Below are 15,091 nucleotides of genomic sequence, written 5' to 3' on the forward strand. Positions count from 1 at the left end.
ATGGCCACCAAGCGCGCAAAGAAAACCGATGTCGTTAGCCCCAGTTCGGCGGAACTGCGCAAGGCAGTCGAGGCCATTGCGATTCAGCCGAAAAGCGGCAAGATCACGCTGCTCACCAGAAAGTTGTTCAATGTGCTGCTAGCCGTTGCTCAACAAGCCGACGACTCCGGTGACACGTATCGCGCGCTGCTGTCGGATATCGTCGCAAATTCGGCGTTCGATTCGAACGACACTGCGCTCGTGAAGGAGCATTTGCGTCGCATGGTGTCGGTGCAGGTCGAATGGAGCACCGGCACATCGAGTCAGAAGCCGGGTCGCAAGTGGGGCATCTCGACGCTGATCGCCGACGCCGAAATCCTCGAAGATCCGACGACGCGCCGCGTCTGGGTCGAATTTTCATTCGCGCCGAAAATCAAAAAGAAGCTGCTGGATCCTGTGCAGTATGCGCGCCTGAGCCTGCAATTCCAGAGTCAGTTGCGCAGCAGCGCCGGCCTCGCACTCTATGAAATCTGCGTTCGCTATCTCACGAATCCCAGCCATCTGACGATGCGCGAGACGTGGGAATGGTGGCGGCCTATTCTTTCAGGAACGCCCGATACCGAAGCCGGCGACGAAGCCAAGCGCGAATACAAATACTTCAAACGCGATTATCTGCGGCCCGCAATCGCCGAGGTGAATGCGGTGACCAATATCTTCGTCGAACTGGTGGAACACCGCGAAGGGCGCCGCGTGGCTGAGATTCAGTTCCGCGTGACCGAACAAAAGCAGCCGATGCTCGCGCTGGACGAACATCCGAACGTCTTCGACAGCACGTTGGTGGATCGGATGGTGAAGATTGGCATTCCGCTCAAGGACGCGCAGACGCTGTATGCCGACAGCGAGGAAAACCGCATCCGCGCGGCGTTGCAGATGACCGAACAGCGCATGCGCAGCACGACTTTGCCGCCGGTTCGCAGCGGCGCGGCGCTTTTCAAGGACGCGCTCAAAAAGGGCTACGCGCCACCGGTAGAAGCGCTGCCTCCGGCAACGAGCGGTACGGCCTCCCGCACGCCGGCTGCCGCCGACGATCTCAAAGCCCGCTTGTTGAGCGAATTCTCGGCGTACCGCCGCAAGGAAGCGCGCGTGCTGTACGACGAGCAAGGTGAGGAAGAACGGGAGGTCGCGCGTCAATCCTTCGAGGAAGACGTTTTGCCGGGGCTCGGTGCCCACATGCGCGACGACTGGCGCAAGCGCGGACTGGATTCGAAGCTGGCGGAAACATCCTTCTTCGACTGGCTGGCGCGAAAGACGTGGGGCGAGCCGACCGATGGCGACTTGCTGGCATTTACGCTCAGTCAATCGCGCTAAAGTCTCCGCGGGCAACCGAAAACGTCCCAATTCGAAAATGGCCGCCGGTCCATGATCTCGGCGGCCATCGTGTGCATTTACTTCTTGGTCTCGACAGGCTGAAGCATCAGTTCGATCTGATGCAGCAGCTCATCGCGCTTCTCGCGCGACAAGCCGCGCAAACGCAACTCGAGACGATCTTCGCCGTATGACTTCAGATCGCCGACTGCGACGCCGTCCAGCTTGATTTCGAGGCGCTGCGCATAGCGTTGCCGGCCAGGCGTCTTCGGCGCTTCCTGAGCGTTCGCGCGGCCCTTGACGATATCGGCGACCTGCCGCGTGCTCAGGTCATCCGACGTGATCTTGTTGATCAGCCGCAGCGTGGCGTCGGTGCCGCGCGCGGCGTGATAGCGCACGATCTGATAGGCCATGTTCGAGCCGAATCGGTCCGGCCGCGCAACCATCTCGTGCATGACGTTCTCAGGAAGCTTCGCGATCGACAAAGCGACGGCGATCGTCGATTCGTCCAGCCCGAGGTGATCCGCCAGTTCGCGCTGGCTCTGGAAATGCTGTTCGTCGAGAAAGCGTCGCCAGACCACGGCGTTGTCGAAAACAGTCTGCGAGTCGCGCTGAACGTTCAGGTCATAACCGAGCTTGTAGCTCTGAATGCCGATCGGCAGATCGACGACCACCGCCTTCACGGTTTCCTTGTTTGCCTCTTTCAGTGCGCGCACGCGCCGGCCGCCATCGCTGACGAAGAACGTTCCCGGATTCTCGTAATCGGGAATGACGTGAATCGCCTGTTGCTGGCCCTGCTTCGCCAGATTGACGGCCAATTCCGCGATTGACGTCTTCAGATAGAAATGGCGCGGGTTGAACGGGCTGGGCTTGATCGACTTGAGCGGCAACTCGATTATCTGTCCGGCCGTGTAGCGGTTTGCACGGCGCCACGCACGATATTCATCGGACTCAGGTCCGGCGTTGATGTCGCCCGGCTCGTCGGCCACGAAGGCGCTCGATCGGCCGTTCGCGGCGGCCTGCCCCACATGTTGAATGTCGACGATGCCATCGATCGCATTCAGACGATCCAGCGCAGTGCGCTTCTCGCTGCTCGTCGTGTCGGGCCGAGCCTTGAAGCCCTTGGCAAATTGGGACGGTTTCATTCAGGGTCCTTTATGCGCATAAAGTCAGGAGAGCATGTCGAGGATCTCGTCCGCGACCGAGCGGATTTCCGCCGCTGCGAGGCGCGAGCCGCGATCGCTCATTTGAAGCACGGTCTGTCCAAGCGCCATCGCCTGCTTGTAACACTCGCGCGTTGGGATCTGCGTTTTCAATAAGGGAAAGCCGAGCTCTTCGAGCGCAACCTTGAGTTCGCGCGTGAGCATGCGCTTTTCTTCGGTCTTGTTGAGCAGAAAGACGGCGCGCAGATCTTCGTTCATCACCTGCGCTTGCTGAACGAGCTTGACAAGGCCGACGCTCGACCAATAGTCCGCCGGCGATGACGAAGTCGGAATCACCGCGACGTTCGCCGCCAGCAACACGACGCCAGATACCTTCTCGGTGATCGACGGCGGGCAATCCACGACGATGATGTCGTAGTCGCTGACGAACTTTCTGATTTCCCGATGAATCTGCCCGCCGGCCTCGGAGAGATTGACGACTGGAAACGGGATGCCGCTTGCGTCATCCGATGCGGCGCTTGACCAATGGATCAGCGTGTTCTGACCATCGGCGTCGACTACGAGCACACGCTTCTTTTTTTCGTGAAAGGCCGCACCGAGATGCATCGCAATCGTGCTTTTGCCGACGCCGCCCTTTTGTTGCGTGATCGCTATGATTTCCGCCGCCACGTTCCACTCCGTATTTTGAAGTCCGTTGAATTCTACATTGTCGTTGTTGTTTTTCCAGTGATATTCCGCAACAACTGACTCGCGTTAGCCGTTCGGCCGAGGTTTATGCGCATAAAGTCCTTGTCCGGCCGGCGGCCGGCGTCGGAAGTGCCCGACTTTATGCGCATAAAGCCGCCGCCATCCTATGGCGAGGCGGGTCTTACAAGCACCGCCGCCTCGCCTTTATGCGCATAAAGTCGCACTCCCTCGGTGGCCTGGACGCCAGTCATCACCTGCAAAACGAAATCGCCTATCCTAGGCGCTGACACAACTGCGCCTACGCCGGAGCCTCCATGACTGTTCGCAACCTGGACACCCTGTTCGCGCCGAAGTCGATCGCTGTCGTCGGCGCTTCCTGGCGTGCGGGCAGCATCGGCGAGATGGTCTGGGCGCGTGTGCAATGCGCTGGCTTCACAGGTTCTCTTTGGCCAGTCAATCCAAAATACGACTCGCTGACCGGCGAAACCGTGTACCGCGACGTCGACGCGTTACCGGAAGCGCCGAACGTTGCCGTGATTTGCACGCGACCGCACACTTGGCCGGACCTCATCGAGCGCCTCGGCCGACGCGGAACGAAAGCCGTCGTGATCGTCGGCGAAGCGAAGCAACGCGGAGAGTCTTCCGCAGCGGACGCCGACGAATGGACCGTTCGTACGCTCGCCGCCGCCCGGCCTTTTCTTGTGCGCGTGATCGGACCTGCCAGTCTCGGCGTCGTCACGCCGGCAATCGGCGCATGTCTCGGCGCGCCCGCATGCAGTGTCAAATCGGGCGGCGTCGCGTGGGTGTCGGGATCGAACGCGCTGACGAACGGCGTACTGGGATGGGCGCGTGCTCGCGGACTCGGCTTCTCGCGAATCGTCGCGCTCGGGGATGAAGCCGACGTCGATTCCGGCGACATCCTCGATTTCCTTGCAAGCGATGCATCGACGCGTGCGATTCTGCTCGCCATCGAAACGGTTCGGTCGGCGCGCAAATTCATGTCCGCCGCGCGCGCCGCCGCGCGAAACAAACCGGTGCTCGTGCTGCGCACGGGTCGCGATGACCCTTTCGACCGCCTCTACGGCGCGGCCTTCCGCCGTGCCGGACTCGTCCGCGTCGATTCGCTCGATGATCTGCTCGATGAGATCGAGACCTTGGGCATCGGCCGCGTCGCGACAAGCGATGTCGCAACTGTCATCACAAGCGACCGCGGCGTCGCAGCACTTGCCCAGGACGCCTTTGGCGCAGCCGGCGACGACCTCGCGCAATGGCCGATCGCCGCGCGCGACGCCGTCGCCGCCGCGCTGCCTCGCGCTCGCGCGGGCAATCCTCTTCTTCTCGGCGACGACGCCACGCCCGCGGATTTCGGCGCGGCGCTCGAAGCGCTCGCATCGCATCGCGAGACCGGCACAGTGTTCGTCGTGCATGCGCCGACGCATAGCGCGCCCGTCGCCGAAGTCGCCCGCACGTTGATTGCCGAGCGACGTCACGCTTATCGCGGATTGCTCGCGTGCTTTTTCGGCTGTGTCGATGCCGCCACGCGCGACGAGTTGCACGCGAACGGCATTCCCGTGCACACGACGCCGCATCGGCTGGCGCGCGGTTTTGCCCGGCTCGTCGATTTCCGGCAGGGCCGCGAACTCTTGATGCAAACGCCCGACGGCCTCCCCGCGAATATTCCCGAAGACATCGACGCCGCGCACAACGAGATTCGCACGGCGCTCGCAAACGGCATCGCCGAATTGAATGGCGAACGTGCGGCGCGCGTATTCGCTCGTTTCGGCATCTCGGTGAAACCGGGGCCGCCCGACTCGCTTACGAGCGATGCCGTCGAAATTCAGACGCGCCTGCTCAACCATCGCGTGTTCGGTCCGGTATTCGAATTCAAGGCCGAAGGCGCGCTCGGCCTTGCCGACGCACTTCACGAGTTTGCGTTGCCGCCGCTCAATCCCGTGCTTTCGCGCGATCTCGTCATGCGCTCGCCGCGTTCGCGCGAACTGCCCGCCGAGTCGCTGCTCAATGCGCTGACGGCGTTATCGCAACTCGTTTGCTATATCGAAGAAATCGTTGCGCTGCGTCTCACGTTGCGCGTGACGCGCGATTCAGTCGCCGTTCACGAACCGCAACTCACGCTCGGCGCGCATCGCAAGCCGCTGGCGATCGTGCCGTATCCACGCTGCCTCGAAGAGACGCTCGACTGGCGCGGCATGCGCGTCACCGTGAGGCCGATTCGTCCCGAAGACGAAGAAGCGCACGCGGCGTTCGTCGCGGCCAATACCGCCGAGGATTTGCGCCTGCGCTTCTTTGGCGCTGTCCGTAACTTCGATCATTCGCAACTCGCGCGCATGACGCAGATCGACTACGACCGCGAAATGGCGCTGATCGTCACGCGAGCGAACGGTGACGGCACGGGCGAGACGCTCGGTGTCGCGCGCGCGATCGCCGATCCGGACAACGAGACCGCGGAATTCGCCGTCGCCGCGCGCTCGGATATGAAGGGCAGGGGATTGGGCTCGCTGCTGCTGTCGCGCATCATCGACTACGCGAGACAGCGCGGCACCCGCTGGATGGTCGGCGAGGCGTTGCGCGAGAACGCCGGCATGATCGCGCTCGCACGCAACACCGGCTTCGAAGTGACGAAAACCGACGACCCGGGCGTCGTCGGTTTCAGGATGCGGCTGTGCGATGCGCCGTCACAGCCGCGCGGCGATTAAGCCGCGAATTTGGCGAGCGCGTCGTCGATCTGGGCGCGCGACAGCGAAAGCTCGTCGAGCAATGCTTCGGCGTACAAACTGCCCGTTTCCTTTTCGAGGCGCGCGATTGTCAACGCACAGCGCGACGTGTCCTTCAACGTCGCGATGAACGGCTTCACCGATTGCCCCGACGTGAACGCATCGAAGAGCGGCACGCGAATGTCGTCGGGCAGCGCGCGCGACGTCCACTGATACGGCTTGCCGTTGTACGTCAGTTGCGGCGGCAGCGTGCGCTCCTTCTTCGCGGCGGGAATCAGGCCGAATGTCCGTGCCGCATCGCCGATCTGCTCGGCCGAAAAAAGCTCGTCGGGCGTGATGTCGAACTGCGCGATATACGTTTCGATCGCCTGCATCGCGGCCGCGCGATCGTCGCGTTTCTTTTGCGCGCGGGCGACAATCTCGCGCAGTTCGTCGGCTTCTTCGGATGTGATCGTGAAGTTCGCCTGTTTTTGCTGCAGTTCGGTGAAGCGGAGGAATTCGGAGTCGGAAAGGAGTTTCGCCATCGGGAATGCGTCGGATTGGATACGGCGGCACGCCATCGCGGCGCGCCGTCTTTTTGAGAGGGCCGCCATTCTAACGCGCGAAGCGTGCGCCATTCAGTCGTGCGTCATCGAAAGCGACGCGGCTGCATTTTTCAGCAAGGACGTGACGTCTTCGATCGACGGCGCCACGTAATCGTCGATGCGCCGCAGGTACGGGCAGGTGAGGGCGGCGATCGCCTGGCCGGACGGCCCGAGCAGCGGATACGTCACGTCCGTTACGCCGAAAGTCTGCTGGCTATCCTTTTGCGAATAGCCGAGTTCGCGAACTTGCCGGTAGTCGGCGTCGAGCACGGCGCGATCGACCGCGAGTTCGCCTTTGACCTTCGTATGCTCGGCGAGCATGTGTTCGCGCTGTTCGTCGGTCTGAAACGCGAGCATGACGCGGCCGGAGCCCGTGTCGATCAACCCGACGCGCGAGCCGAGCCGCACTGAAATGCCCCACGTGCCGGGACCGTCCACTTGCGCGATGACGAGCAAATTTCCGCGATCGTAGACGACGAGATGCACGGATTGCTCGGCTGCATCTGCGAATCGCTGCATCGCCGGAAGCGCCTCGGCGATGAGCCGATTCATCGGCGGATGCCGATGCGCGAGCGCATACAGCTTCAGGCTCAACGAATAACGATCGCCTTCGGGCGAGCGCACAACGTACTGCCGCGCGACCAGCCGCTCCAGCATCCGATACATCTCACTCGCGTTGCGCCCGAGCATCTTCGTGATTTCCGCACGCGTGAGGCCCGACTTCTGTTCCGAAAGCAATTCGAGAATATCGAGCCCTTTATCGAGCGCGGGCGCGCGATAACGATCGGCGTCGTTGTCTTCCACGTCCATGTGCTGTCTGAGTTGGTTCATGAATTCGCGCGAGTTTAAGCCTTCCGTCAGGGAGCGCGATCCCATTCGCATGCGCCGGCTAGGGAAATCACTGATCGATCCGGGTTGCGTCATTGTTGACTTCGACTGGTGCGTCTATGAATATTACGTTCACTGATGAATCGTTGCATCCACGTTTTCCCGCGGCGACTTGCTTTGGACGTTCGGCGCAATCCTCCTTCTGAGATCGACGATGCAAGAAACCACCGACCCGCGCCTGATTCTTCTCAGTCCGGAAGACAACTGCCTGATCGCCGCCGCGCGCCTGCCCGCTGGCGAGACGCTAAAGATCGAAGGCGAGTCTGTCACGCTCGCGACGACCATCGAGCTTGCGCACAAGATCGCGCGGCGCGCGTTGTCGAAGGACGAAAAGGTACTGCGCTATGGCGCGATCATCGGCCACGTAAGCGTCGATGTCGCGCGCGGCGAGCATCTGCATACGCACAACCTGGAAAGCGACTACCTACCCACTTACACGCACGACGCCGGACACGCCTACGTGCAGCACTGAACACTTCCATGGACACTTCCGCACTGCAGGGCTATCTCCGGGCGGATGGCCGCAAAGGCATCCGCAATGTCGTCGCGGTGGCGTATCTCGTCGAATGCGCGCATCACGTTGCGCGCGAGATCGTCGCGCACTTCCGTCCATCGTTCGATGATTTCGATTCCTTCGTTCCGCAAGTCGAACCGCCCGTGCATCTGATCGGCTTTCCGGGCTGCTATCCCAATAGCTACGCCGAAAAGATGCTGGAGCGCATCTGCACGCATCCGAACGTCGGTGCGGTGCTGTTCGTGTCGCTCGGCTGCGAGAGCATGAACAAGCACTATCTCGCCGATGTCGTGCGCGCGAGCGGCCGTTCCGCCGCCGTGCTCACGATTCAGGAAAAAGGCGGCACGCGCAGCACGATCCAGAACGGTCTCGACTGGGTGCGCGAGGCGCGCGCGACGCTCGCGGCTCAACAGAAAGTGCCGATGGCGCTCGACGAACTGATCGTCGGGACGATCTGCGGCGGCTCGGACGGCACCAGCGGCATCACGGCGAATCCGGCCGTGGGGCGCGCGTTCGATGCTTTCATCGATCAAGGCGCGTCGTGCATCTTCGAGGAAACGGGCGAGTTGGTCGGCTGCGAATTCCACATGAAACGGCGCGCGGCGCGGGCCGAACTGGGCGATGCCATCGTCGAATGCGTGCAAAAGGCCGCGCGCTATTACACGACGATGGGCCACGGCTCGTTCTCGGTCGGCAACGCGGACGGCGGACTGACGACGCAGGAAGAGAAATCGCTCGGCGCATATTCGAAGAGCGGGGCGTCGCCGATCGTCGGCATCATCAAGCCGGGCGATATTCCGCCGACCGGCGGTCTCTATCTGCTCGATGTCGTGCCCGATGGCGAGCCGCGCTTCGGCTTTCCGAATATCAGCGACAACGCGGAGATCGGCGAGCTGATTGCGTGCGGCTGTCACGTCATTCTCTTCACGACGGGGCGCGGCTCGGTCGTCGGCTCGGCGATATCGCCCGTCATCAAGGTCTGCGCGAATCCGTCGACGTATCGCAATCTGTCCGGCGACATGGACGTCGACGCGGGCCGCATCCTCGAGGGCCGCGCGACGCTCGACGAGGTGGGCCGCGAGATCGTCGACGTGACCGTTGCGGTGGCGGCGGGCGCGGCGTCGAAGTCGGAGGCGCTCGGGCATCAGGAGTTCATCCTGACTTACAAAACCTTCGAGCCGGTCGGCCCCGCGTGTTTGCCGAGCGCCGCGCGACGCGTTACTGTGGCGGCTTGAGTTTCGCCATCTCTAAATCATTCGGGGTTTGCAGATGACCGCAGAAGCGCAAGAGGCAGTTTCACGTCGATGCAGGATTGGCCGCACGTCGCTGGAAGTCACCGCGTTGTCGCTCGGCACCGCGCCGCTCGGCGGTCTGTATCACGAGCTGACGGAAGACGAGGCGCGCGCGACCGTCGATGCCGCGTGGCAGACGGGCATCCGCTTCTTCGACACGGCGCCGCACTACGGCCACACGAAAGCGGAGCATCGGCTCGGCGATGCATTGCGGCGTTATCCGCGCGGCGATTTCGTGCTGTCGACGAAAGTCGGCCGCCGCTTCGTGCCGCGCACGACGCCCGACGACGGCAGGGAAGGCTGGGCCGCGCCGCTGCCGTTTCAGGCGATTTACGACTACACCTACGACGGCATCCTTCGTTCATTCGAAGACAGTCAGATGCGGCTCGGCATGACCGATATCGATATCGTGCTGATCCACGATATCGGCCGCGTGACGCACGGCGACAAGAACGCGCACTACTGGAAGCAACTGACCGATGCAGGCGGCTTCCGCGCGCTCGAAGAATTGAAGCAATCGCGCGGCGTGAAAGCGGTCGGCCTCGGCGTGAACGAAGGCGCGGCAGTGATGGAAGCGATGGCCGAATTCGACATCGACTGTGCGCTGCTCGCCGGCCGCTACACACTGCTCGAGCAAAACACGCTCGATGATTTATTGCCCGAATGCGAGAAGCGCGGCGTGAGTATTTTGCTGGGTGGCGCGTTCAACTCGGGCATTCTCGCGCGTGGTCTCGATGCCAACGCGCATGGCGATCTCAAGTTCAATTACGGCGATGCGCCGAAGGACGTCGTCGAGCGCGTCGGCAAGCTGGAACGCGTATGTCGCGCGCATGGCGTTGCGCTGTCGACGGCGGCCATCCAGTTTCCTTATGCGCATAAAGTTGTGGCCACGGTTCTGATGGGCGCGCGCACGCCGGACGAAGTGCGCGTGAACGCTGCATCGTTCGCGACGCCGGTTCCGTCCGCGCTGTGGGACGCGTTGCGCGCGGAAGGTCTGCTTCATGCGAATGCACCGGTGCCGCGATGACATCGAATGTGAACATCGACGCGCATCAACACTATTGGGATCCCGCGCGCGGCGACTATGGCTGGCTCACGCCCGACATGAAGCCGCTGTATCGCGTGTTCGGTCCCGACGATCTCGCGCCGCTGCGCAAGGCGGCCGGCGTTCAGAAAACGGTTGTCGTGCAGGCCGCGCCGACGGTCGACGAAACGCGCTATCTGCTCGATCTCGCGCGCAGCGACGATTCGATCGCGGGCGTCGTCGGCTGGGTGCCGCTCGATTCGACCGATGCCGCGGCGATCATCGACGAACTCGCGCGCGAGCCGAAGTTCAAGGCCGTGCGCCCGATGCTTCAGGACTTGCCCGACGATACGTGGATCGAGCACGCGCCGCGCAAGGACGCGATCGAGCGTCTGATCGATCTCGATCTCGCCTTCGACGCGCTGATCTTCGCGCGGCATGTGCCGTCGCTCGTGAAGTTCGTCGAGCGATATCCAGAACTAAGAATCGTCGTCGATCATGGCGCGAAGCCGCCGATCCGCGACGGCATCGACGTGGGCTGGCAACCGTGGGCCGATGGCATCGCGCAACTCGCGAAACTGCCGCAAAAGCTGCATTGCAAATTGTCCGGACTCGCGACCGAAGCGAACCCGAACTGGACCGACGAAACGCTGAAACCCTACGTCGCGCATCTGCTCGAACATTTCGGATATGCACGGCTGATGTGGGGTAGCGACTGGCCCGTGCTCGACATGAATGGCAGCTACGCGGCGTGGCACGACACGGCGCGCAATCTCACGTCACATCTCGAAAAGGCGCAGCAGGACGCGATTTTCGGCGCGAACGCCCGCGCCTTCTATCGCCTAAGAAACGGCTGATATACCCGGCATGTCTCAAAAACACTTCCGACTGGAGCAGTAGATGGTACAAAGACTGGCAGGCAAGACCGCGCTGATCACGGCGGCGGGGCAAGGCATCGGGCTCGCGACCGCCGAACTGTTCGCGGCACAGGGCGCGCGCGTGATCGCCACCGACATCCGCACGGAATCGCTCGAAGGCAAGCCCTTCGAAGCGCGCAAGCTCGATGTGCGCGACCCGCAGGCGATCAACGCGCTGGCCGGCGAGATCGGCGCGATCGACGTGCTCTTCAACTGCGCGGGCTATGTGCACGCCGGCTCGATTCTGGAGGCGAGCGAGGAAGACTGGGACTTCGCCTTCGATCTGAACGCGAAGGCGATGTATCGGACGATTCGCGCGTTCCTGCCGAAGATGCTGGAAAAAGGCGGCGGCTCGATCATCAACATGTCGTCGGCGGCATCGAGCGTGAAGGGCGTGCCGAACCGCTTCGTGTACGGCGCGTCGAAGGCGGCGGTGATCGGCCTCACGAAATCCGTCGCCGCCGATTTCGTCACGCGCGGCATTCGCTGCAACGCGATCTGTCCGGGCACGGTGGAATCGCCGTCGCTCAAGGACCGCATCGCGGAGCAGGCGAAGGCGCAGGGCGCGAGCGTCGATCAGGTGCAGGCCGCGTTCGTCGCGCGCCAGCCGATGGGACGCGTCGGCCGCGCCGAAGAAATCGCGGCGCTCGCGCTTTATCTCGGCTCGGACGAATCGTCGTTCACGACGGGACAGATTCACATCATCGACGGCGGCTGGTCGAACTGACCGACCGCTCACGTTATTTGGAACCAGGAGGATCACATCAGATGAAGCTGCTTCGTTACGGCCCCAAGGGTCAGGAAAAACCGGGTCTCTTGGACGCCGAAGGCCAGATTCGCGACTTGTCGAAGGTCGTCGATGACATCGCCGGCGCGACGCTGACCGAAGCGGGCCTGGCCAAATTGCGCGCGACCGATCCGGCGACGCTGCCGGTCGTCGACGGCAATCCGCGCATCGGACCGTGCGTGGGGCGCGTCGGCAAGTTCGTGTGCATCGGCCTGAACTACGCGGATCACGCCGCCGAATCGAATCTGCCGGTGCCGACCGAGCCGGTCATCTTCAACAAATGGACGAGCGCGATCTGCGGCCCGAACGACGACGTCGAAATCCCGCGCAACTCGGTGAAGACCGATTGGGAAGTCGAGCTCGGCGTGGTCATCGGCAAGGAAGCGAAGTATGTCGATGAAGCCAACGCGCTCGATTACGTCGCGGGCTATTGCGTGATCAACGACGTTTCCGAGCGCGAATGGCAGCTCGAACACGGCACGCAATGGGACAAGGGCAAGGGCTTCGACACGTTCGGCCCGATCGGTCCGTGGCTCGTCACGAAGGACGAAGTCGCCGATCCGCAGAAGCTCGATCTGTGGCTCGAAGTCGACGGCAAACGCTATCAGAACGGCAACACGAAGACCATGGTCTTCACGGTCGCGCAACTGGTCGCGTATCTGTCGAAGGTGATGAGCCTGCAGCCGGGCGATGTCATCTCGACGGGCACGCCGCCGGGCGTCGGCATGGGCGTGAAGCCGAACGCGGTCTTCCTGAAGGCCGGCCAGACGATGAAGCTCGGCATTCAGGGTCTCGGCGAGCAGACGCAGAAGACCGTCGCGGCGCAGTAATCGGCCCGCAGCAACGACAAAAAACCTCGCCGCGGCGAGGTTTTTCGTTTCGGACGACGGGATTTGAAAAGTTCAGGCGTGATAGACGGGTTCCGCCGCAACGCCTTCGGAGATGCGCGTGATCGTGCCCTGCGCGACCGCGACGAGCCGCTCGGCGCCGCCATCGGTGACGAACACGTCGCACTGGCAGGTTGCCTGCGTCATGCCGGCATGGACGACGCGAGCACGCGCCATCAGCGTTCCGGAGACGGCCGGGCGCAGATAGTTGATCTTGTATTCGCCGGTGACGACCTTCGGCCCGAGCCGCAGCGCGCCCGCGAAGGTCAGGGCGTTGTCCACGAGATAACTCACCACCCCGCCGTGTACGAAGCCGTGTTGTTGCCTTAGCTCGTCCCTGATCGTCAGACACAGCGTGAGACTCGCTGAATCGACCTGCATCAGTTTTGTTCCGAGCAAGGCGCTGAACGGTTGCGCATTAAGCGCACCGCGCGCGATATCGACAATTTCGGCCATTCGGACACTCCTTGGGTGGGTTCGGTGCCGTCCTGCAAAGACAATAGGAAGCGATCGCGCGCACTGCAAGGAAGTCACGCAAAAATTGTGCAATGGTGCGTTTCGGGCGGCACGCGCGCTCTCCGATGACGATTCGCCGAAGCGGCGCGTTCCCTGCATTCGCATAGACAAGCCGCTGCGGCAAACGATTCAAGCTTTGTCGCCGACTGCCGTAAACCCGCAGTGTCCCCGCATCGGCGGGCCTTAATTCGGAAAGTGTGGGTGCTAGTGATGTTCGGAAAGATCAAGGTTTCATCGGGTTTGCTCGCCGTTCTGGTGGTGTTCTGTCTCTTTCAACTGGTGACCGAAGGGCTCGGTTTCTGGTCCCTGTCGCGCACGCATGACGATGTCGGCAGTCTGTCCAACATCGCGCTCAAGCAGGTCAACGCGGTCAACAAGACCACCCAGCATCTGATGGATGCGCGCATCAACCTGTCGCGCGCGGGCACGCGCATGGTGCGCGGCGGAAGCGAGCCGACGGAAATCGTCCAGCACGCGCGCGAGCAGATCGCGGCGGCGGACAAGTCGTTCACGGCGTTCCTGAACGCGCCGAAGACCGGCGATGAAAACACGGCGCGCATGAGCGCGCTGCAGGCCAAATACGCGGAGTATTCGAAGGCGCTGAGCGAGCTCGTGCAGTATCTCGACGCGGGCAATCTCCAGGCGTTCCTCGACCAGCCGACGCAAGGCTTCCAGGATCGCTATCTCGCGGAACAGCAGAAGTTCGTCGATTTCGGCGATGAAGCGGGCCGCGGCTATCTGTCGTCGATCGACACGCGCTACGCGTGGTTCCGCGCGGTCGGCATCGCGATTCTGGTGACGCTGGTCGCGGGCATCGCGCTCGTGCACGTCGCGCTGCGCCGTGCCGTGATTGAGCCGCTGGAACAAGCGGGCCGCCATTTCGAGCGCATCGCGAACGGCCGTCTCGACGAGCGTATCGAAGATCGCGGCACGAACGAAATCGGCCGTCTGTTCGCGGGCCTCGCGACGATGCAGGCAAGCGTCGCGAACACGGTGAAAACGGTGCGCGCAACGTCGGATTCGATCAACCTCGGCGCCGATGAAATCGCGAGTGGCAACGCGGATTTGTCCGCGCGCACGGAGAATCAGGCGGCGTCGCTCGAAGAAACCGCATCGAGCATGGAAGAGCTGACCGCGACGGTGCGCCAGAACGCCGAGCACGCGCGCGAGGCCAACACGCTCGCGGGCGAAGCGCTCAACGCGACGTCGCGCGGCGCGAGCGTGGTCGACGATGTCGTCGAGAAGATGCGTGGCATTGCGTCGAGCTCGGACAAGATCGCGGAAATCATCTCGGTCATCGACGGCATCGCGTTCCAGACCAACATCCTCGCGTTGAACGCGGCTGTCGAAGCGGCGCGCGCGGGCGAGCAGGGCCGTGGATTCGCGGTCGTCGCGGGCGAAGTGCGCGGTCTCGCGCAGCGTTCGGCGCAATCGGCGAAGGAAATCAAGGAACTGATCGGCGAGTCGGTCGCGCAAGTGAGCGACGGCTCGGTGCTCGTCGAGCGCGCGGGCACGGCGATGCGCGAAGTGTCGGCGTCGATTTCACGCGTCACGCAGATGATGGCGGAGATCAGCGCGTCGTCGCTCGAGCAGAGCGTGGGCATCGAGCAAGTGAATCAGGCGGTCACGCAGATGGACGAGATGACGCAGCAGAACGCGGCGCTCGTCGAGCAGGCTGCGGCTGCCGCGTCGTCGCTGCATGAGCAGACGCGGCAACTGAAGGCTGCGGTTTCGGTGTTTCAGCTCGTCTGAGTTC

Annotated in this window: 13 protein-coding genes and 2 pseudogenes; 9 read left to right on the forward strand and 6 right to left on the reverse strand. The window is 62.7% G+C overall.

Going from position 1 to position 15,091, the window contains the following annotated elements:
* Complete coding sequence (locus LDZ23_RS14560; RefSeq protein WP_008354205.1) at window positions 1-1,347, forward strand: replication initiation protein; 1,347 nt, start codon at window positions 1-3, stop codon at window positions 1,345-1,347.
* A 77-nt stretch (window positions 1,348-1,424) separates the two neighbouring features.
* On the opposite strand, the pseudogene LDZ23_RS14565 reads toward LDZ23_RS14560, so the two are convergent.
* The 3 genes and pseudogenes from LDZ23_RS14565 to parA all read right to left on the reverse strand — a co-directional run.
* Window positions 1,425-2,306 (reverse strand): annotated as a pseudogene (locus LDZ23_RS14565) (ParB/RepB/Spo0J family partition protein); the annotation flags it as partial.
* 77 nt (window positions 2,307-2,383) lie between these two features.
* Window positions 2,384-2,489, reverse strand: a pseudogene (locus LDZ23_RS35000) (ParB/RepB/Spo0J family partition protein); the annotation flags it as partial.
* Window positions 2,490-2,513: 24 nt separating this feature from the next.
* Entirely contained in the window at window positions 2,514-3,176 is a 663-nt protein-coding gene (gene parA, locus LDZ23_RS14570) for a ParA family partition ATPase (protein ID WP_008354203.1), read from the reverse strand.
* Between the two features lie 332 nt (window positions 3,177-3,508).
* Here parA and LDZ23_RS14575 point away from each other — a divergent pair, with 332 nt between their 5' ends.
* Window positions 3,509-5,908 carry a GNAT family N-acetyltransferase gene (locus tag LDZ23_RS14575; RefSeq protein WP_034472272.1) on the forward strand — a complete coding sequence of 800 codons (2,400 nt, stop codon included), beginning with the start codon at window positions 3,509-3,511 and terminating at the stop codon, window positions 5,906-5,908.
* Here LDZ23_RS14575 and LDZ23_RS14580 read toward each other — a convergent pair.
* Both LDZ23_RS14580 and LDZ23_RS14585 read right to left on the reverse strand, forming a co-directional pair.
* Window positions 5,905-6,450: a hypothetical protein gene (locus LDZ23_RS14580; RefSeq protein WP_008354201.1), complete on the reverse strand. Its 546-nt coding sequence runs from the start codon at window positions 6,448-6,450 to the stop codon at window positions 5,905-5,907. The genes LDZ23_RS14575 and LDZ23_RS14580 overlap by 4 nt on opposite strands.
* Before the next feature lie 93 nt (window positions 6,451-6,543).
* Window positions 6,544-7,341, reverse strand: a complete 798-nt coding sequence (locus LDZ23_RS14585) for an IclR family transcriptional regulator (protein WP_372492614.1) — start codon at window positions 7,339-7,341, stop codon at window positions 6,544-6,546.
* Window positions 7,342-7,552: 211 nt separating this feature from the next.
* Here LDZ23_RS14585 and LDZ23_RS14590 point away from each other — a divergent pair, with 211 nt between their 5' ends.
* The 6 genes from LDZ23_RS14590 to LDZ23_RS14615 are packed head-to-tail and all read left to right on the forward strand — an operon-like array spanning window position 7,553 to window position 12,762.
* Window positions 7,553-7,870, forward strand: a complete 318-nt coding sequence (locus tag LDZ23_RS14590; RefSeq protein ID WP_244808176.1) for a UxaA family hydrolase — start codon at window positions 7,553-7,555, stop codon at window positions 7,868-7,870.
* 8 nt (window positions 7,871-7,878) lie between these two features.
* Window positions 7,879-9,147: a UxaA family hydrolase gene (locus LDZ23_RS14595; RefSeq protein ID WP_008354198.1), complete on the forward strand. Its 1,269-nt coding sequence runs from the start codon at window positions 7,879-7,881 to the stop codon at window positions 9,145-9,147.
* A gap of 34 nt (window positions 9,148-9,181) precedes the next feature.
* On the forward strand, window positions 9,182-10,231 hold the full coding sequence (locus tag LDZ23_RS14600) for an aldo/keto reductase (protein ID WP_008354196.1): 1,050 nt from the start codon (window positions 9,182-9,184) through the stop codon (window positions 10,229-10,231).
* A gap of 8 nt (window positions 10,232-10,239) precedes the next feature.
* On the forward strand, window positions 10,240-11,085 hold the full coding sequence (locus LDZ23_RS14605) for an amidohydrolase family protein (protein WP_008354194.1): 846 nt from the start codon (window positions 10,240-10,242) through the stop codon (window positions 11,083-11,085).
* Between the two features lie 43 nt (window positions 11,086-11,128).
* Window positions 11,129-11,872, forward strand: coding sequence for an SDR family oxidoreductase (locus tag LDZ23_RS14610; RefSeq protein ID WP_008354193.1), 744 nt, complete (start codon window positions 11,129-11,131; stop codon window positions 11,870-11,872).
* Window positions 11,873-11,913: 41 nt separating this feature from the next.
* The gene (locus LDZ23_RS14615) at window positions 11,914-12,762 is read left to right on the forward strand and encodes an ureidoglycolate lyase (RefSeq protein ID WP_008354192.1); all 849 of its coding nucleotides are present in this window, start codon (window positions 11,914-11,916) and stop codon (window positions 12,760-12,762) included.
* A 72-nt stretch (window positions 12,763-12,834) separates the two neighbouring features.
* On the opposite strand, the gene LDZ23_RS14620 is transcribed toward LDZ23_RS14615, so the two are convergent.
* The gene (locus tag LDZ23_RS14620; RefSeq protein ID WP_008354191.1) at window positions 12,835-13,275 is read right to left on the reverse strand and encodes a PaaI family thioesterase; all 441 of its coding nucleotides are present in this window, start codon (window positions 13,273-13,275) and stop codon (window positions 12,835-12,837) included.
* A gap of 270 nt (window positions 13,276-13,545) precedes the next feature.
* Between LDZ23_RS14620 and LDZ23_RS14625 the strand changes: the two genes are divergently transcribed.
* Complete coding sequence (locus tag LDZ23_RS14625; protein WP_008354190.1) at window positions 13,546-15,087, forward strand: methyl-accepting chemotaxis protein; 1,542 nt, start codon at window positions 13,546-13,548, stop codon at window positions 15,085-15,087.
* Window positions 15,088-15,091: the final 4 nt, after the last annotated feature.

Origin of the sequence: Caballeronia zhejiangensis (genome assembly GCF_022879815.1) — a bacterium.
GTDB lineage: Bacteria > Pseudomonadota > Gammaproteobacteria > Burkholderiales > Burkholderiaceae > Caballeronia > Caballeronia zhejiangensis.

Excerpts from the sequence above, each read along its gene's own strand:
- LDZ23_RS14625 (WP_008354190.1), top strand. The coding sequence starts at position 13,546 with ATGTTCGGAAAGATCAAGGTTTCATCGGGTTTGCTCGCCGTTCTGGTG.
- LDZ23_RS14600 (WP_008354196.1), top strand. The coding sequence starts at position 9,182 with ATGACCGCAGAAGCGCAAGAGGCAGTTTCACGTCGATGCAGGATTGGC.
- LDZ23_RS14595 (WP_008354198.1), top strand. The coding sequence starts at position 7,879 with ATGGACACTTCCGCACTGCAGGGCTATCTCCGGGCGGATGGCCGCAAA.
- LDZ23_RS14620 (WP_008354191.1), bottom strand. The coding sequence starts at position 13,275 with ATGGCCGAAATTGTCGATATCGCGCGCGGTGCGCTTAATGCGCAACCG.
- LDZ23_RS14610 (WP_008354193.1), top strand. The coding sequence starts at position 11,129 with ATGGTACAAAGACTGGCAGGCAAGACCGCGCTGATCACGGCGGCGGGG.
- LDZ23_RS14580 (WP_008354201.1), bottom strand. The coding sequence starts at position 6,450 with ATGGCGAAACTCCTTTCCGACTCCGAATTCCTCCGCTTCACCGAACTG.
- LDZ23_RS14615 (WP_008354192.1), top strand. The coding sequence starts at position 11,914 with ATGAAGCTGCTTCGTTACGGCCCCAAGGGTCAGGAAAAACCGGGTCTC.
- LDZ23_RS14560 (WP_008354205.1), top strand. The coding sequence starts at position 1 with ATGGCCACCAAGCGCGCAAAGAAAACCGATGTCGTTAGCCCCAGTTCG.
- LDZ23_RS14590 (WP_244808176.1), top strand. The coding sequence starts at position 7,553 with ATGCAAGAAACCACCGACCCGCGCCTGATTCTTCTCAGTCCGGAAGAC.
- LDZ23_RS14575 (WP_034472272.1), top strand. The coding sequence starts at position 3,509 with ATGACTGTTCGCAACCTGGACACCCTGTTCGCGCCGAAGTCGATCGCT.
- LDZ23_RS14585 (WP_372492614.1), bottom strand. The coding sequence starts at position 7,341 with ATGAACCAACTCAGACAGCACATGGACGTGGAAGACAACGACGCCGAT.